An 18,444-nucleotide genomic window follows, 5' to 3' on the forward strand; every position below is an offset into this window, starting at 1 on the left:
CCTCTAGTAGCCACGAATACACGAATATTTTATTTGCTCTTCTCTATATTGATCCACTGGAGCTTTTAAAACAAACTTTCTGAATACTGGCCACTGACCACTGAAAACTGATCACTGAACACTAAATCCTCACGTCCAGCATATCCTTCTTCGTCTCTTCCAGTGCCTGTTCTATATCGGCAATAAGATCTTCGGCTTCTTCAATACCTACCGAAAACCTCATGAGCTTATCACTTATTCCCTGCGCTGCACGATCTTCGGGAGTTAAAAGGGCGTGAGAGGTCTTGGCAGGTGACAGAATGGTCGATTCCACCCCGGCAAGGCTCATAGAGGGTTTGATAAGCTTCAGGTATTTCATAAACGCCTGCGAATCGAGATCTTTCAGTTCAAAAGACATCATTCCGCCAAACCCGTGCATTTGTTTCTTTGCCAGTTCATGTCCCTCATGAGAAGCCAGTCCGGGATAATACACCTTCTTTACCAACTCATTTTTTTCGAGATATTCGGCCAGTTTTTGTGCATTTTCATTCTGTGCTTTTACTCTAAGTCCCATAGTCTTCAGGCTGCGTTCCAGGAGCCAAACGGTATAATCGCTAAGGCTTCCGCCGAAATTCTTGGCCAGCTGAAAGATCCTGTCTATTTTTTCTTCCGAAGAGATCACGGCCCCGGCAAGAATATCGCTGTGCCCGCCCATGTATTTTGTAGCCGAATGTATCACCACATCAATCCCAAAATCGATGGGATTCTGGTTTACCGGCGAAGCAAACGTATTATCGATCATACTCACCAGCCCCCGCTTTTTTGCTAGCTTTGCCACAGCTTCAATATCAGTCACTGTTAACAATGGGTTTGACGGAGTTTCAATGTAGATCACTTTCGTATTTTCCAGGATCTCGTGCTCAAAAGCTTCCGCAGAAAGATCTTTTGCAAAGGAATATTCAATGCCGAATTTTTCAAATTCCTCCACCACAAGATTACTGGTACCGCCATAAAGCGTTTTTTGCAACACCACGTGATCTCCCTTCTGCAAAAAGGCAAAAAGCGAAGTACTTACCGCAGCCATTCCGCTACCAAAAATAAGAGCAGCTTCGCCATGCTCGAGCGCGGCCATTTTTTGTGCCAGCGCCTGTTGATTTGGCGTATTAAAGTAGCGGGGATAGCGTTTCACTTCCACATCTTCGTATGCATAAGAAGTTGACATGTACAACGGGGACACTGCGCCCTTAAACTGTTCATCTTTCAGCTCGCCCACATGGGTGCAAATGGTATTGAGACCGGGTTTTTTATGAGTCATAATTGTCAGAAAAAAATTCTTTTCCAAGATAAAAATAATTAATGAAAAAGAAGGGGGTTCCAAAAATGCCATTTTTGAGACTCCTCCTGGACAGGCCTGTAATTTCTCAGCACTTTTTTATCTTTACGATATGAAAACCATCTTTAAGAACATCAAACAGCTCGTACAGGTAAGAGAGGAAACCCTTAAACCTTTAAGAGGCAGCGAAATGAAAGAACTTCCCGTTATAGACAACGCCTGGTTGCTGGTGGAGGACGGTAAAATTGCCGACTTCGGAAAAATGCAGGATCTTCCCTCTTTTGAAGGAATTTCTGAAGTAGATGCCTCCGGAAAGTTTCTGCTGCCGGGCTGGATCGATTCCCACACACACCTGGTTTACGCCGGAAATAGAGAACAGGAATTCATAGATCGCATTAACGGCCTCACTTATGAAGAAATTGCCGAAAAAGGCGGCGGGATAGTGAATTCGGCCATAAAACTGCAGGAAACTTCTGAAGAGGAACTCTACTTGCAATCGGCCAGGCGGCTGGAAGAAGTGATGAAGATGGGTACCACAGCCATTGAGATCAAATCGGGTTACGGTTTAACCACAGATGCCGAACTCAAAATGCTGCGGGTGATCAAAAAGCTGACAGAAAATTATAAATTACCTGTAAAAGCGACCTTTTTGGGCGCTCATGCAATTCCGCCAGAATACAAGAACGACAAAGACGGCTATCTCGACCTGCTCGTTAATGAAATGATCCCAAAAGTAGCTGAAGAAGGGCTGGCCGAATTTGTAGATATTTTTTGCGAAAAAGGCTATTTTTCAGTAGAAGATACACACCGGGTTTTGGAGGCCGGGAGAAAACATGGTCTCAGGCCCAAGATACATGTCAATCAGTTCAATGCCATTGGCGGTATCAAAGCCGCAGTAGCGCACAGCGCACTTTCTGTAGACCACCTGGAAGTGATGGAGCCCGATGATCTTGATGCCTTAGAAGATAGCGACACCATGCCGGTGGCACTGCCCTCCTGCTCTCTTTTCCTCGGAATTCCCTACTCCCCGGCACGACAAATCCTTGATGCCGGACTGCCCATAGCACTGGCGACCGATTACAACCCCGGAAGTACTCCCAACGGAAACATGAACCTGGTGATCTCCCTGGCTTGTATTAAAATGAAAATGAATCCCGAAGAAGCCATTAATGCTGCCACAATTAATGCGGCTTATGCAATGGATATTCTCGACACCCACGGCAGCATCACCAAAGGCAAAGCCGCAAACCTCATCCTTACCGAGGAGATCCCTTCTTACGGATTTATGCCTTACTCCTTTGGCGCCAACCACATAAATTCGGTTTATATAAACGGAAAAAAGGTATAAATGAATCAGTTGAAGTTTTATTCTGAAAAACAGGTTTCAAAGCTGATCTCAACCCGGCAGGGGGAAACCAAGCTGGCAGAAAAGATTAAGGTTGCCACGAGTTTTGAGGATGTTCAAAAATCGGAAGCCAAAATTGTCATTTTTGGGATCCCTGAAGACATTGGCGTGCGGGCCAACTTCGGAAAACCCGGAACTTCAAATGCATGGCAGGCATTTTTAGAAGCTTTTCTCAATGTTCAGGAAAACCAGTTTAATTCAGGAGAAAATGTACTGCTTTTGGGAGAGATCAATACTTCCGAAGCAATGGAAAAGGCCGGAAATATTGATGTTTCAGATCCAAATTACGTTCAGAAGCTGGGAGATCTTGTGGAGCAACTGGATGCTGCAGTTAGTGAGGTTGTCAAAAATGTCATTTTAGCAGGGAAATTTCCGGTGATCATTGGCGGCGGCCATAACAATGCCTACGGAAACATCAAAGGTGCCGCCGAAGCTTTGGGACACGCTATTAATGTGCTGAACATAGATGCGCATACCGATTTGCGAAGGCTGGAACATCGTCACAGCGGGAACGGCTTCAGCTATGCCTTCAAAAATGGCTTTTTAGAGAAGTATTCTGTTTTTGGGCTCCATCAGAATTACACACCTCAATATATTTATGATGAGATGAATGCTTCCGAAGCATATCAATATAGCCTGCTTGAAGAGCTTCCGAAGCATCAAAGAACACAGGAATTTAGTCAGAATCTTGCATTTATAAAAGCAAATAAATTTGGCCTGGAGCTGGATTGTGATGCCATTGCAAATTTTCCCAGCAGCGCTATTTCACCGGCGGGCATTGACCTGGACGAGGCAAGAACACTGTTAAGAGAGGCTGCAAAAGAAAAAAATTGTTGTTATCTTCACATTTGTGAAGCTGTAGCAACCAATAATTTTCCTACCGGGAAGGCTTTGAGCTATTTGGTAACCGATTTTCTAAAAGAGAAGAAGCATGCATGAAAAAGTACAATATTACGTTGAGTGGGCGGCCCTGGCAATTGAAGTTGCCGGCGTCCTGGTGATGATCATTGGGCCACTTTTTGCTCTTTACAGGTATTTTTTTGACAGGCATGAAGACGGCAGTAGTTACAGGACCTTTAGACACGACCTGGGAAAGGCAATTTTACTGGGACTTGAGTTTTTAGTGGCAGGCGATATTATTGCTACGGTAAGCACAGACCCTACCATGAATAATGTACTTGTGCTGGGTGTAATTGTTTTAATACGAACTTTTTTAAGTCTTTCTTTGCAAGTGGAGCTGGAGGGAAAATGGCCCTGGCAAAAGCGAGAAATTGGAGAATAAATGGAGATCATATCATTTGACCAAAAATATGCCGAAGACTTTCGGCAACTGAATATTGAATGGCTGGAAAAATACTTTTGGGTAGAACCTCATGATGAAGAGGTTTTGGGAAAGCCCGAAAAATACATTATTGAACCGGGAGGCAACATCTTCTTTGTCTTGGAAGATGATAGGGTTCTTGGGACGGTGGCCCTGATGAAAATTGACGAGGGAATCTTTGAGCTCACAAAAATGGCTGTAGCCCCTGCGGCACAGGGAAATAATATTGGCCAGAAGCTAATGCAGCACACCCTCGATTTTGCCAAAAGCAGAGGCTGGGAAAAACTCATTATCTACTCAAACCGAAAGCTGGAGAACGCCATTCACATCTACAAAAAATACGGTTTCAAGGAAATTCCCATTGGGGAGAACAATCCTTATGCCCGTGGCGATATCAAAATGGAACTTCCTCTTTCTTAAAGTACTATTAAACTTGAGGTGAAAAGCCACAATTTTCATTAGTTTTATTGGAAACTGATTTTACATGAAACGTATTTTACTATTTGCCATGGTGGCCGGTTCGCTCTTATCCTGCAAAAATGAAAACCGCGAAATTCCTGATGTTACAGGAGAAGACGTGCTGGAAGGAGAAACAGCTGCCGCTACAGATACTGCTGAAATAGACATCAATCCCATTTCACACGCCACCGCTGTAATCAATTGGGGAGATACGACCATTTACCTCGATCCCGTGGGAGGCGCCGAAGCTTTTACAGGTATGCAAGAAGCTGATTTGGTGCTGGTGACCGACATTCACGGAGATCACATGAGCGCCGAGACCCTGGCTGCCTTGAACCTTGGCGACACGCCCATTATTGCGCCGCAGGCCGTGAAAGATGAGCTGCCAGATTCCCTTGCTACAAAAATTACCGTGATGAACAACGGAGAAAATTTAAGTCAAAGCGGGATTGCTATTGAAGCTATCCCCATGTACAACCTGCGCGAAGAGGCAAAACAGTTCCATCCCAAAGGCCGTGGCAACGGGTATGTTCTTGAAAAAGACGGACAAAGGCTTTACATAGCCGGAGACACCGAAGACATCCCCGAAATGAGAAACCTTGAGAATATTGATATTGCGCTGGTGCCAATGAACCTGCCTTACACCATGCCGGTTGATGCGGCTGCAGATGCAGTGATCGAGTTTGCACCCGAAAAAGTATATCCGTACCACTTCCGCGGACAGGATGGAAAAGCCGATGTTGACAAATTCAAACAACTGGTAAACGAAGGGAACAGCGAGGTAGAAGTGGTACTGGCCAACTGGTACCCCGAAGATGAATCATAATCGTAGACCTACACCCTATACTTTGAACCCGCTTTTACAGCGGGTTTTTTGTTTCCGGAACTTAAAAAACGTAATGCAAAAATCCCCTTTTTGACACCTATGCTACCTCAACAATAATATCAAAAGACAACTTTTACTATCAGTTATTGATCGTGAATCCAGAAAAATGTTAAAAATTTTATGAATTAAATTAAAAAATAATTAGTTTTAAATCAGAAGTAAAAAGTATGGGAAAAACTTTACATGTTCTAATTACTGTATTCTTCACCTCTTTTGGCTGGTCTCAAAATTTAAAACTACCCACGGGTGACACGCTTAGGGTTTCGCAGATCGCCCAGAAGCAGAACCTTTCCCAACTGAATGTTTTACAATTTGATTTTGATGAAAATGGCTACATGTGGGCCGGAACAGAAGACGGGCTCAACAGGTTCAACGGCTATAATATGTACACCTATTCCCAGGGGACCGACGAAGCTTCAGGTCTCACCGATGATCATATTCGGGGGTTGCTTTACAGGAATGATACGCTTTGGCTGGGCACCAATACGCATGCTGTACAGGCATATATTCCGTCGCAGAACAGGTTTATCCATTTTAGGGAGCACGAAAAAATTGCTTCCGATGCTTCCCTGAGTTTTACACACGGCATATATGAAGTTAGCAGCAGGTACCTTCTGGCGGCCACTCTTAAAAATTGCACCCTTATAGACAGAAAATCTGGCGAGATCACTACCCTTCCCCTGCCCAAACCCGCTGCCAATGACTACGTGCTGGGCATGATCAACCATTCCGAAGAGAACATCTGGCTGGGCACCTACTTCAACGGTATTTTGAAACTAAATCTTCAAAAAATGACCATTGAAGATATGCCGCAGTTCAATACGCTGGACAATAATCCGGTGCATGCTTTTCAGAAAAGTGCAGCTAATGAAGTTTTGATAGGTACTCAAAAAGGGCTTTTTAAATACTCTTTTTCTTCGGAAGAATTACAGCTCATTGGGCAGCCCGAACAGGAATCGGGCATACGTTGTTTCTTTGACTGGAATAAAGATTACTACCTCCTTGGAGGCACCAAGGGCATCAAATTTCTCAACAAACAAACTTACAAGGTCAAACCTGTAGTGCTGGGCGGTTTTGAGAAGGAAGTATTTTCTCCTGTAGAGATCCTTCAGGTTAAACAGGATGCCGGCGGGGGCGTTTGGATGGGATCACAGGGAAAAGGCATGTTCTACTATCACCCGGACCGGCAAAAGTTTACCCCACAGCGTATAGAACTTAAAAACGAACCCGAAAAAGACTTTATAAGCATTTTTAATTTTCTGAGAGAAGGTCAAACGCTGTGGATGGCCACCGCTATTGGCTATGTGAAGCACGATTTGAGTTCGGATACCTATGACCTGTACCGCACCAACAAATTGGGTTACACGCTGGTCAAAGATTCGCAGGGACAAATTTGGGGTGGCGGATTTGACCTGGGCCTTGAGAAATACAACCGCCAAAAAGACCATTTTAGAGACCTCACCCCCCTTACAGGTATCCCTGACCGCGATGTGGCCGAGATTATTCCTTTATCACAAGACAGCATGTGGGTGAGCACCTGGGCTTCGGGAATATATTCGGTCAACCCGCAAACTTTGGAGGCACAGCCGGTAAAGGTCAACGGCAAGGATCTTCACAGATCGCGCGCCTCGTTCATTGGCAAAGACGGGACCATCTGGCTGGGTGCCGACGACGGACTTTATAGAATTTCCGGCAGTGAAACCCGGCAGTATACGCACAAATCGGGTTCCGAAGGTTCTCTTAGCAACGACCGGGTTTTTAGTATTACCCAGGATGAGAACAATAACCTTTGGATAGGAACGGCGCAGGGGCTTAACAAACTCGACCTGCAAACCGATGAAATCACCTCCTACCTCGAACAACCGGGGCTGCCAAATGATTTTATTTATGGAGTGCTTGCCGATAATAACAACGACATTTGGGTGAGCACCAACAGAGGCCTATCCAAACTGGATCCCACTACCGAAACCTTTACCAATTTCACTGAACAGGACGGGCTGCAGAATAACGAATTTAATGGCAAGGCGGCTTACAAAGACAGCCTGGGCTACCTGTACTTTGGAGGCATGAACGGGTACAATAAATTCCACGCCGACAGTATTCCCGTGAATACCTACGCCGGAAAAACAATTATTGAGGAAGTAGAGCTCTTCGGAAACCCTATAGACCAAAATGTAATTTATACCGATACACTTTCTTTTGACCATGACGAGAACGTAATTACTTTTAAATTCACGGCACTTAATTTTTTGCTTCCGCAGAAGAACACCTACCAGTTTAAGATGCTGGGTTTTGATAAAGACTGGCGCCCTGTAACAAAAGAACGCACCACAACTTATACTAACCTCAACCCGGGAACCTACACCTTCCTGGTAAAAGGCAGTAACAACGATCTCAAATGGGGCAATCCTGATGCCCTGGTGCTTACCATAAGAGCCCCATGGTATGCCACAGCCTGGTTTAAAGCCTTTGCCATCCTGTTACTGTTACTCCTTATTACAGGTATTTATTTTTATAGATACAACCTGAAAAAGGCAGAAAATGTACGCCTTCACAAAATGGTGGAAGGCAGAACGGCCGAGCTTAGAAAAACCAACAACGACCTTGGTGAGGCTATGCTTCTAGCCAATAAGCAAAAAGATAATATTGCCTTTCTCATGCAGGAACTAAATCACCGGGTGAAGAACAACTTGCAGCTTATTGCAAGCCTGCTCGATATTCAGAAAGAAAGCATTTTTGATGAATCTGCCAGGGATCATCTTCAGGCAGCTCAAAACAGGCTGTTTACCATTGCAGCAATCCACGACCTGTTGAGTGCAAAGAATCCGAGAGGTCATTTCAGGCTTAATGACTTTATTTCATCATTAACCAGTGAACTGGTGAACTTCATGGATGAGGGTGTGGATCTCGACTTTAAATTAGAGCCGTTTGAAGTCCACAAAAAATGTATCACTCCGCTGGGGATCATCATTAACGAACTGGTTACCAATTCTCTGAAACATGCCTTTCCAAACGAGCAGGAAAAGAAAGAGATCCACATCTCCCTCTCTGCGGAAGAGGAAACGATAAGAATGGATTATAAAGATAATGGAACAGGAATTCCAAAAGACATAAGAAACGACAGTAACTCCCTGGGATTTAACCTAGTTGAAAACCTGGCACAACAACTAAAGGGTAACCTGGAGATCATAGAAGCGCCGGAAGGCACTCATATAGTTATCCGCTTTAAATGTTAAGACTTACAAGCTCACCAGATGTAAACTTTGAATATGAATAGAATTCTGATCATAGAAGACGAAATTATTATTGCAGAAAGTCTCAGGATCTTTCTAAAGAAGAATTCCTACGAGATCACTATTTCTTCAAACGTTGAGAAGGCAATCTACAACCTGGAGAACGGAAGCTTTGATGCGGTGATCTGCGATATAAATCTTCAGGAAAAAATGAATGGTATTGAGCTCATTCAGAAATTTCATCAACTCGATCAACACGGGCCAGTGATCTTTCTTACAGCCTACTCTAACCCACAGGTTATGGATAATGCCGAAGCGGTCACTCCCTATGCCTATATTTTAAAGCCTTTCAATAATCAGCAGTTACTTATCACCTTAAACCTCGCTCTCAAAAACCGCGAGAATTTTGTACCGCCCTCACCCGACACTTCGCTGACCGAAAAACTGAGCAAACGGGAGATAGAGATCCTGCAATCTCTGGCTACCGGAAAGACAAACAAGGTGATTGGAAAAGAGTTGTGCATATCTAAACTTACTGTAGACACCCACGTGAAGAACATTAAAGAAAAACTTCAGCTCAATAAAAAAGGGGAATTGATAAGATTTGTGCTATCTAATCGGCTGTAACTAACCTTCACCAAAAAAATATCCATTATCAGCTGAAGTTTTCAGCCAATAATGGATAGACTTAAAAGGAGCTAATACTTAGCGTACCAGCTTCTTGTATTTAATTCTCTTTGGAGCCACATCGCCAAGACGTTTCTTCCTGTTCTCTTCATATTCAGAGAAACTGCCTTCAAAGAAATATACTTCTGAGTTTCCTTCAAATGCGAGGATATGGGTACAAACCCTATCCATAAACCACCTGTCGTGAGAGATGATCACCGCACAGCCTGCAAAATTCTCAAGACCTTCTTCAAGAGCTCTCAAGGTGTTCACGTCAAGATCGTTGGTAGGCTCATCCAGAAGCAAAACGTTCCCTTCTTCCTTTAGGGTCATGGCCAGGTGAAGACGGTTTCTTTCCCCTCCCGATAATTTATTTACCGTTTTGTTCTGTTCGCTTCCGCTGAAGTTAAACCTGCTCAAATATGCTCTAGAATTCACCTGTCTTCCTCCCATTAGCACCAACTCCTGCTCATTGCTGAAGTTTTGCCAAATGGTTTTTTCAGGATCTATATTTGTGTGACTTTGATCTACATAGGCAATCTTTGCAGTATCACCTACTTCAAAAGTACCTTTATCGGGTTGTTCTTCTCCCATGATCATCTTAAAAATCGTGGTTTTACCGGCACCGTTTGGCCCAATAATTCCCACAATCCCGGCCTGCGGCAACTTGAAGTTGAGATCGTCATATAACAATTTGTCATCAAAAGCCTTGCTCACACCTTTAGCCTCAATCACATTGGTTCCCAAACGAGGACCATTGGGAATATAGATCTCCAGTTGTTCATCCATTTGTTTTTGATCCTGGCTAAGCAACTTATCGTAATTGTTCAAACGGGCCTTTTGTTTGGCCTGTCTTCCTTTAGGTGCCATTCTTGACCATTCCAGCTCACGTTCAAGCGTTTTTTGGCGCTTGCTTGCCTGCTTTTGCTCCTGCGCAAGGCGTTTGGCTTTTTGATCGAGCCATGAGGAATAATTTCCTTTCCACGGAATTCCTTCTCCCCTGTCAAGTTCCAGGATCCAGCCAGCTACATTATCGAGGAAATAACGGTCGTGCGTTACGGCAATCACTGTTCCTTTATATTGCTGAAGGTGTTGTTCCAGCCATAAGACAGATTCTGCATCAAGGTGGTTGGTAGGCTCATCCAGAAGTAATACATCCGGCTCCTGAAGCAGTAGTCGGCACAGCGCTACCCTTCTTCGTTCCCCACCCGAAAGTACTCCGATTTTCTTATCGGGATCGGGGGTTCTTAGCGCATCCATGGCTATCTCCAGCTTGGTATCCAGTTCCCACGCATTGCTCGCATCAATTTGATCCTGTAGTGCAGCCTGCTTATCCATAAGCTTCTGCATCTTATCTGGATCTTCGTAGACTTCAGGCAGACCAAACATGTCGTTGATCTTATTGTACTCCTCCAGAATAGCCACTGTCTCGGCTGCTCCTTCCTTTACAATTTCCAGTACAGTCTTATCGTCATCGAGTTTTGGCTCCTGTTCAAGATATCCTACTGAATAGCCTGGTGCAAAGACCACATCTCCCTGGTAATTCTTTTCTTCCCCTGCAATAATTCTGAGCAAGGTCGATTTTCCGGAACCGTTAAGACCAAGAATCCCAATTTTTGCCCCGTAAAAAAAGCTGAGGTAAATATTCTTGAGTACCGGCGTGTTTGCTGACTGGTAGGTCTTTGTAACTCCCGACATCGAGAAAATTACTTTCTTATCATCTGCCATAAAATGCTGTTTTCAGTTTGTTATTTTGAAGTTCTTAATAAGAACTCCCAGTTTATTCTAACAGACAAATATCATAATTTTAGAATTGATTTTAAGGCTGCTTCGGAATAATTTCAGGAGGAATGAAGTCCCAGGTGCCTTAAGAGAATTAAAAGCTGGCCGCTGTGATAAGCAGAATGTTCAATGACCAGCAGAATCTCCCTGAAAATCGTGTGGTCACCGCCGGAAGGTACTGTATCCATAAGATCTTTTTCTTCGGAAAGTATAAGCTCCCCTAGCTCATCCCTCTCCTTAAAATAAGCGTCTACCAGCTCCTTCCAGGTATTTTCATCATCGGGAGAAGATTTCTCTGGCCAGTAATCTTTAGGCCATTCGGGTGCCATATAATCAGTTTGTGTACAATAGTCGAGAATATCTTTCTGCGTAAAACGAATATGAGAGAAGATCTCAAAAAATGAATAGGGAAGATCTGCAGGCCTTTTCCCCAGTTCCAAAAAAGGTATTTTTTCGATCATCTTATCTACCGGCATAAAGGCTTCGCCACCTCTTAAATGCTTTACCAAACTTTCTTTCATATTCTCCATAGACTTAACTGAATTTCAATCCCCTTAAAATTACTCATTTATGGGTATTGCAGCCTCATTTTTAATAAGATATCTTTCGGTTATAACATAATCTTGCTGTCATGAAAGTATTCACAACCACCCCGCTCTTCTTTTTAGTTTTGGCTATTTTGCTGTTAAACACCGGTTTTACACAGGCACAGGAGCAGCTTCCGGAACAAAGGGATTACAAGGTAAGACCCATACGCCTGGGTGTGAAAATAGGATTTCCGAACATGGTGGGCGGAAATGCAGAATACGTGACCCCGCTTCTCAATGACAGGCTATCGGTAAGTGTAGATTATTCCACTATTGAATCTGACTGGTTTTTATCTGAAGAAGAATCTGGTGACACCGAAACTACCGATCTTAGTTACTCCTATATTGAAGGCGGAATAAATTATTATATTTTTAAAGCGGGCAAAGGCCTTTATGCCGGGGTGAGCTATGGCAGAATGAAGTTTGAAGGACAAACAGATGTAAATAATGATGGTATGGAAGGAACGGGAAATATAGACTACAACCACAGTTCTTTCAACATTAAACTGGGTGCCAAACTGGGCGGCCTGTTCTACTTTAGGCCTGAAATTGGCTATGCCTTCTCCTCTCTTCCCAAAACCATAGATTACCAGGTGAGATATCCCGATGGCACTACCGAAACGGATATTTATGACTTTGAAGATCAATTAGCCTCTGCCGATATACTTTTCAAAGGATTAATAGCCAACATTGGTTTCGGCTTTTCCTTTTAATTACGGCACAAAGCACTGCAACGCCAAAATAATTGCTTCTGAAGTTCCAAAAGGATAGGATGAGTCTTCAGTATAAAAAGTTGTGGCCTGATCAATTATGTTTTTTGTTCCCGGATTTCTTCAGAAAAAATGCCGGACATAAATGCTATTTTTAAACCCTTCCTTTTAAAGCATTAAAAGCCCAGGACATTACGAAGAAGCCAATCCCTACTGTAGAAAAACCTATAGCCTGATCTTGGTACTTAAGCACCCCCAGTAAAACCAAAGCAATACCTATAAGGAGCATACAAAATGATGCCCATCCAAAAATCGTGTTCTTATTCATTCCCATCTTGTGCAGCGAGTAATTAGTTTTATGGCAGTCTTTGCCAAAAGACCGTAAAAGTAGTATTGTGTTTCGACCTCTTCTATGACAAAGATCGCATTTTTATATGTTTTTATAAGGATTTTTAGTTGCAGGGTTTTTGTATTTTAGCGACCATTGATAAATCTACGCCGCTTTCAAGACGGGTAGATGGTTAACCACAACGACTTTTAGATCTTATAAATGGATATTGAATTCAACAAGAACGAAGACCACAACAAATTATTAGTATCAGAGCTTAAGCGACGCCTCAAAGAGGTAAAGCTGGGAGGCGGGGAAAAACGTATAGCAAAACATCACGCCAAGGGTAAAATGACTGCCCGTGAGCGAATAGACTATTTGCTTGACAATACCCAGGAAGCTGTTGAAATAGGTGCATTTGCAGGAGACGGGATGTACAGGGAACACGGTGGCTGCCCAAGTGGCGGCGTGGTGGTGAAGATTGGGAAGATCTCGGGCAAACAATGTATCGTGGTGGCCAACGATGCCACGGTAAAAGCGGGAGCCTGGTTTCCCATTACCGCAAAAAAGAACCTGCGAGCCCAGGAAATATCTATGGAAAACCGACTGCCCATCATTTACCTTGTAGATTCGGCCGGGGTTTACCTCCCTATGCAGGATGAGATCTTTCCCGATAAAGAACACTTCGGAAGGGTCTTTAGAAACAATGCCATAATGAGCAGCATGGGCATCACGCAAATCTCTGCCGTGATGGGAAGTTGCGTTGCCGGAGGTGCTTACCTGCCAATTATGAGTGATGAAGCCCTTATTGTTGACAAAACCGGAAGTATTTTCCTGGCCGGTAGTTACCTCGTTAAAGCCGCTATTGGCGAATCTATCGACAACGAAACCCTGGGCGGTGCCACTACCCACAGTGAAATTAGCGGCGTTACAGATTACAAGTCTAAAGATGATAAAGATGCCCTCGATACTATTAAAGGGCTTATAGATAAGATAGGGGATAATGACAAGGCCGGGTACAACCGCAAGGATCCGGTAAAGCCGGCAAAAGATCCGCAGGATATCTACGGAATCCTTCCCAAGCAGCGCAACGAACAGTACGACATGCGGGAGATTATTGCCAGGCTGGTAGACAATTCCCAAATCCAGGAGTACAAGGAAGGCTACGGGCAAACCATCATTACCGCCTACGCCCGAATTGATGGTTGGGCCGTTGGTATCGTGGCCAACCAGCGCAAGATTGTCAAAAGTGCCAAAAAAGAAATGCAGTTTGGCGGGGTGATCTACTCAGATTCGGCCGATAAAGCCACCCGATTCATAGCCAATTGTAATCAGAAGAAAATTCCTTTGGTCTTTCTTCAGGATGTGACCGGCTTTATGGTGGGCAGCAAGAGTGAACACGGCGGTATTATTAAAGACGGTGCAAAAATGGTAAATGCCGTGAGTAATTCGGTAGTCCCAAAGTTTACAGTGATCATTGGAAACTCCTACGGGGCCGGTAACTACGCCATGTGTGGCAAGGCCTATGACCCACGCCTCATTTTCGCCTGGCCCAGCGCCGAACTCGCTGTTATGGGCGGCACCCAGGCTGCAAAAGTACTGGCACAGATAGAAACTGCGGCCCTCGAGAAAAAAGGGGAAAAAGTAGACGCCGAAAAAGAGAAAAAAGTGTTCGACGAGATCAAGACCAGGTACGACAGGCAGACTTCAGCATATTACGCTGCCGCCCATTTATGGACTGATGCTGTGATAGATCCTCTCGAAACCAGGAAATGGCTCTCTACAGGAATTGAAGCAGCCAATAATGCTCCTATCGAAAAAGATTTTAACCTGGGTGTGATCCAGACTTAATACCTCTCAAAAATGCGATTTTTCACCTCCATTATTTTTGTTTTAATTCTTGCAGCTACTCCTCTACAGGGCCAGGTGCTCACCAATAAATCTCAATTCACCGAAGCCGATACGCTGCGTGGTTCTTTGAGGGCCGAGAGAGAGTACAATGTACTCAAGTACAACCTGCAGGTAAAGGTGGTGCCCGAAGAAAAGTTCATTTCGGGTTATAACGGCATCAGCTTTAAGGCCGAAGAAGACCTGCCCGTAATGCAGGTAGACCTCTTCAGGAATATGAGGGTTGATTCTATTGTCTTCCGCGGAAAAAGAATGGATTTTAAACGGCGCCACAATGCCGTGTTTATCGATTTGGTGCCACAGGTAGAAAAAAATGCGATAGACTCTGTTCTTTTTTACTACTCCGGAAATCCAATAGTTGCCAAAAATGCCCCGTGGGACGGCGGATTTGTATTTGAAAAAGACCAACAGGGCAATCCATGGATCGCTGTGGCTGTTCAGGGGACGGGAGCAAGCCTCTGGTATCCAAATAAAGATCACCAAAGCGACGAACCTGAAGAAGCCCTTATTGGAATCGCTGTTCCTAATGACCTTATGAACGTTTCTAACGGTCGCTTCCTCGGAAAAGAAATCCTGGGTGACGGCTATACCCGCTGGAACTGGAAGGTGAATAACCCCATCAACAATTACAATATTGTAGTGAACATTGGTAATTATGTTCATTTTAAAGATAGATTCCGTCATCTGGACCTGGATTATTACGTCTTGCCCTACAACCTGGAAAAAGCCAAAAAGCAGTTTGAAGAAGTGAAGTTTATGATGAACTGCTTCTATGAAAAATTTGGAGCTTATCCTTTTGAAGAAGACGGGTTTAAACTGGTGGAAACGCCTTACCTGGGCATGGAGCATCAAAGCGCGGTTGCTTACGGCAACGAGTACAAAATGGGCTACCTGGGCAATGACCTGAGTGGTACCGGCGTGGGCTTAAAATGGGATTTTATTATCATTCATGAATCTGGTCACGAGTGGTTTGGAAACAGCATTACAGCCAAAGATATCGCCGATATGTGGATACACGAAGGCTTCACCACTTATTCTGAAGCGGTTTACATTGAGTGCCGCTGGGGAAAACAGGAAGCCCTCGACTATCTTAAAGGCATAAGAAGCAACATTGCCAACAGCAAAAAGATCATTGGCACGTATGGCGTGAACAGTGAAGGCTCTGGCGACATGTACTACAAAGGCGCTAACCTGCTAAACACCATTAGAAGCATCTACAATGATGACGACTTGTGGTGGAAAACCTTAAAAGATTATACCGAAACCAATCGCCATAAGATCATTACTACCCAAACCACCGAAGATTTCTTTAATGCTGCCATAAAGTATGACCTGCAGCCGGTATTCGATCAATACCTGAGGCACTCTGCTTTACCCGAACTGCAGTTTAAGCAGGAAAAAGGTAATATCCTTTACAAATGGAAAGCCGATGTTGAAGGATTTGATATGCCTGTAGATGTAACTATTGAAGGAAAAGAGCTTCGCCTCTATCCTACGGAAAAATGGCAAAAGCTCGAACAGCAAGTGAATTCTCCTGAAGCAGTACAGGTGCAGGAAGATGAGTTCTACATTAAACGTCAAAACCTGAAGCAGGCTTAAAAATGCCATTTTTGACATTTCAGTAAAAATAAAAAAGTCGGGATCAAAACATTGATCCCGACTTTTTTATTTTAAACCTTGCTCTTTCCTCTATGCTAAAGCTTCAGAGAAAATTGAAAATCTTTATTACTTCCGAAGTAAAACTAGTTCATCCGGCTCTTAAGTGTGTTGGCCCTGTGGATCTTTCCGTTTGCAGTTTCTTCGAATTTTTCGACGAAATAGATCTTTTTGGGTATTTCATACTTCCCTAACTTCCTGCAGGCTTTGATCTCTCTTTCAAGATTGTTTAAAGCCACTTCTGAAAACTGACTTTCCACCATCAAAACCAGCTTCTCACCAAGTGCCGCATCGGGCAGGGAGGTGATAAAAAACCTGTGGGCAATGATTGGCGCCAGCTTAACTTCTATCTCTTCAGGATGTAGCTTCACACCCCCCGAATTGATCAGGTTGTCTATTCTGCCTTTCCAAATAAAACTGTCTTCAGAAACAAGTTCCACCACGTCATTAGTAACAAGTGTATCGTCGTTCAATTGTGGGGCTTCAATAACCAGGCAGCTCCTGTCATCAACATCAATTTTTACATTGGGCAACGTAGAAAAAGGCAGCGGATCTTCCATCTTTTTCTCCTTTACATTGATGTGCCGGGCTGCAATATGAGAAACTGTTTCGGTCATGCCATAAGTTTCATAAACATCGGTATTGATTCCCTGCACAAGGTTTCGCAGGTTCCCCGATACAGCACCGCCACCCACGATAAGTTTTTTGATGAGGTGTAACCGGCTAAGAGAATTATCAAGCTGGAAGGGCGTCATGGCACAAAAATCATAGGTCTTAAAAATGCGGTCCAGAGGGTTTGCTTTTGGCAGCTCAAGATCAAGCTTCCACCCCAGCAGCATGGCCCTTACCAGCATCATTTTTCCGGCAATGAAATTCACCGGAAGACAATGCAATGCAGTAGTGCGCGGCCCCAGCTCAAAATATTTTCCCGTGGCCCGGGCACTGTTGATCATTTGCTGTTTTTTAATAGGAATTCTCTTAGGAGGCCCTGTAGAACCTGAGGTTTTCACCTCGATATATTCCTTATCATTAACCCAGTCTAGCAGAAAATTTCCTGCCTGGCCCTCATAGGGCTCCCCTTCCTTGATAAGACTGTAGGCTACCGCAGCCAGTTCTTCATTGTTGTAGTGAAGCCCGTTAAGCCTGAATTCGGGATGAGTTTCGGGTAAGCTGAATTTTGTTTGCATCATTTCGTCATATTTAACGATCAAATGCTAAAGTTAACGAATTGTTCAGAAATACTAAATTTCTTCCGGGAACTTTATAGGTTCCGGCCGATTTACTTTTCCGAAGAGGCGTTCTTTCCAGTTGGTCCAGCGATAGGTCCGCGCCATTAAAAACAGGAAAATTGGATACACAATAAGGATTGGCAGAAGAATATCAAGCCCTGCCTCAGGATTGGAAACATCCTTTAAAACCGAATTGGTTTCAAATGCCGTCCAGTCGGCCGTTACCAGCAATGCACCTACCAGGTTGTTCCCGGCATGAAAGCCCAGCGCCAGCTCCATCCCTTCATCCATAAGGGTCATCATACCGAGTAGAAATCCGGTGCCAATGTAGTATACCATAATAATGTAACCGAGCTTCTCCACTTCGGGGTTGAACAGGTGAAGGCTTCCGAAGACCACAGAAGTAATAACCAGAGGCACCCATCTGTTTCCCGCGAGCACCCCAATTCCCTGCATAAGATATCCCCTAAACAGGTATTCTTCAAAGCTGGTTTGCAACGGCACCATGATAAGGGCAATGGCTGCGAGTATGAGGAAAGGCACCGTTTTAAAATTCCACAGGTAATCTTCGGGCTGCATGTTATAGTCGATAAGCGTGGTAACAACTGTGAAAATAGCCACAATGCTAAATCCAAAGAAAAACCTGCCCCAGTCCACTTTTTTACGAGAAGTAGTAGCGTCTTTAATACTTTGGCCATGCAGGTATTTCACCACAAAAAGCAGGGCAGCGAGGCCCACGGCAAAAGAAAGAAGCAACAAAAAGAAATTGAGATTTGAATCGAGTACCCTCATCCACTCTTCCTGCGAGAGCGTAAGCACATCTGGGCCTGCCTCCAAAATCACGGCACCAAACCAGGGTAGAGCCCCAAAAAGCTGCCAGCCCAAAAAGATGATCACTAACCCTATTACATAGCGCCACCATTCAGTTTTGCCCTTATATGCCTGTTGTATAAACATTTTTT

16 protein-coding genes are annotated in these 18,444 nt (G+C 44.1%); 10 read left to right on the forward strand and 6 right to left on the reverse strand.

What is annotated here, in order from left to right; translation table 11 throughout:
- Positions 1–121: 121 nt before the first annotated feature.
- Positions 122–1,294 carry a trans-sulfuration enzyme family protein gene (locus ACQ93I_RS06175; RefSeq protein WP_431697685.1) on the reverse strand — a complete coding sequence of 391 codons (1,173 nt, stop codon included), beginning with the start codon at positions 1,292–1,294 and terminating at the stop codon, positions 122–124.
- A 130-nt stretch (positions 1,295–1,424) separates the two neighbouring features.
- Between ACQ93I_RS06175 and hutI the strand changes: the two genes are divergently transcribed.
- The 7 genes from hutI (at position 1,425) to ACQ93I_RS06210 (ending at position 9,243) form a co-directional block, all read left to right on the forward strand.
- Positions 1,425–2,660 carry an imidazolonepropionase gene (hutI, locus tag ACQ93I_RS06180; RefSeq protein WP_431697686.1) on the forward strand — a complete coding sequence of 412 codons (1,236 nt, stop codon included), beginning with the start codon at positions 1,425–1,427 and terminating at the stop codon, positions 2,658–2,660.
- Positions 2,661–3,656 (forward strand): formimidoylglutamase, encoded by a 996-nt coding sequence (locus ACQ93I_RS06185; protein WP_431697687.1) that lies wholly within the window; start codon positions 2,661–2,663, stop codon positions 3,654–3,656.
- The gene (locus ACQ93I_RS06190) at positions 3,649–3,999 is read left to right on the forward strand and encodes a DUF1622 domain-containing protein (RefSeq protein ID WP_431697688.1); all 351 of its coding nucleotides are present in this window, start codon (positions 3,649–3,651) and stop codon (positions 3,997–3,999) included. Before ACQ93I_RS06185 ends, ACQ93I_RS06190 begins: the two co-directional genes overlap by 8 nt.
- Positions 4,000–4,458 (forward strand): GNAT family N-acetyltransferase, encoded by a 459-nt coding sequence (locus ACQ93I_RS06195; protein WP_431697689.1) that lies wholly within the window; start codon positions 4,000–4,002, stop codon positions 4,456–4,458. It abuts the gene before it with no gap.
- 64 nt (positions 4,459–4,522) lie between these two features.
- The gene (locus tag ACQ93I_RS06200; protein ID WP_431697690.1) at positions 4,523–5,323 is read left to right on the forward strand and encodes an MBL fold metallo-hydrolase; all 801 of its coding nucleotides are present in this window, start codon (positions 4,523–4,525) and stop codon (positions 5,321–5,323) included.
- A 227-nt stretch (positions 5,324–5,550) separates the two neighbouring features.
- A complete protein-coding gene (locus tag ACQ93I_RS06205) occupies positions 5,551–8,619 on the forward strand; it encodes a ligand-binding sensor domain-containing protein (RefSeq protein WP_431697691.1) in 3,069 nt (1,022 codons plus the stop codon).
- A 33-nt stretch (positions 8,620–8,652) separates the two neighbouring features.
- Positions 8,653–9,243, forward strand: a complete 591-nt coding sequence (locus ACQ93I_RS06210) for a response regulator (RefSeq protein WP_431697692.1) — start codon at positions 8,653–8,655, stop codon at positions 9,241–9,243.
- A 78-nt stretch (positions 9,244–9,321) separates the two neighbouring features.
- Here the strand turns inward: ACQ93I_RS06210 and ettA are convergent, their stop codons facing one another.
- Positions 9,322–11,010, reverse strand: a complete 1,689-nt coding sequence (gene ettA / locus ACQ93I_RS06215; protein WP_431697694.1) for an energy-dependent translational throttle protein EttA — start codon at positions 11,008–11,010, stop codon at positions 9,322–9,324.
- A gap of 113 nt (positions 11,011–11,123) precedes the next feature.
- Complete coding sequence (locus ACQ93I_RS06220; protein ID WP_431697695.1) at positions 11,124–11,594, reverse strand: DinB family protein; 471 nt, start codon at positions 11,592–11,594, stop codon at positions 11,124–11,126.
- A 101-nt stretch (positions 11,595–11,695) separates the two neighbouring features.
- Here ACQ93I_RS06220 and ACQ93I_RS06225 point away from each other — a divergent pair, with 101 nt between their 5' ends.
- Positions 11,696–12,364 carry a hypothetical protein gene (locus ACQ93I_RS06225; RefSeq protein ID WP_431697696.1) on the forward strand — a complete coding sequence of 223 codons (669 nt, stop codon included), beginning with the start codon at positions 11,696–11,698 and terminating at the stop codon, positions 12,362–12,364.
- A gap of 151 nt (positions 12,365–12,515) precedes the next feature.
- Here ACQ93I_RS06225 and ACQ93I_RS06230 read toward each other — a convergent pair whose 3' ends face one another.
- The gene (locus ACQ93I_RS06230; protein ID WP_266070940.1) at positions 12,516–12,695 is read right to left on the reverse strand and encodes a CAL67264 family membrane protein; all 180 of its coding nucleotides are present in this window, start codon (positions 12,693–12,695) and stop codon (positions 12,516–12,518) included.
- Between the two features lie 216 nt (positions 12,696–12,911).
- Here ACQ93I_RS06230 and ACQ93I_RS06235 point away from each other — a divergent pair, with 216 nt between their 5' ends.
- Together ACQ93I_RS06235 and ACQ93I_RS06240 are read left to right on the forward strand one after the other, a co-directional pair.
- Positions 12,912–14,540: an acyl-CoA carboxylase subunit beta gene (locus ACQ93I_RS06235; protein WP_431697697.1), complete on the forward strand. Its 1,629-nt coding sequence runs from the start codon at positions 12,912–12,914 to the stop codon at positions 14,538–14,540.
- A gap of 12 nt (positions 14,541–14,552) precedes the next feature.
- Positions 14,553–16,196: a M1 family metallopeptidase gene (locus ACQ93I_RS06240; RefSeq protein WP_431697698.1), complete on the forward strand. Its 1,644-nt coding sequence runs from the start codon at positions 14,553–14,555 to the stop codon at positions 16,194–16,196.
- Between the two features lie 143 nt (positions 16,197–16,339).
- Here ACQ93I_RS06240 and ACQ93I_RS06245 read toward each other — a convergent pair whose 3' ends face one another.
- Together ACQ93I_RS06245 and ACQ93I_RS06250 are read right to left on the reverse strand one after the other, a co-directional pair.
- Entirely contained in the window at positions 16,340–17,443 is a 1,104-nt protein-coding gene (locus ACQ93I_RS06245) for an AMP-binding protein (protein ID WP_431697699.1), read from the reverse strand.
- A gap of 51 nt (positions 17,444–17,494) precedes the next feature.
- The gene (locus ACQ93I_RS06250) at positions 17,495–18,439 is read right to left on the reverse strand and encodes a CPBP family intramembrane glutamic endopeptidase (RefSeq protein WP_431697700.1); all 945 of its coding nucleotides are present in this window, start codon (positions 18,437–18,439) and stop codon (positions 17,495–17,497) included.
- Positions 18,440–18,444 lie beyond the last annotated feature (5 nt).

This window comes from Salinimicrobium sp. WS361 (genome assembly GCF_050750585.1).
GTDB lineage: Bacteria > Bacteroidota > Bacteroidia > Flavobacteriales > Flavobacteriaceae > Salinimicrobium.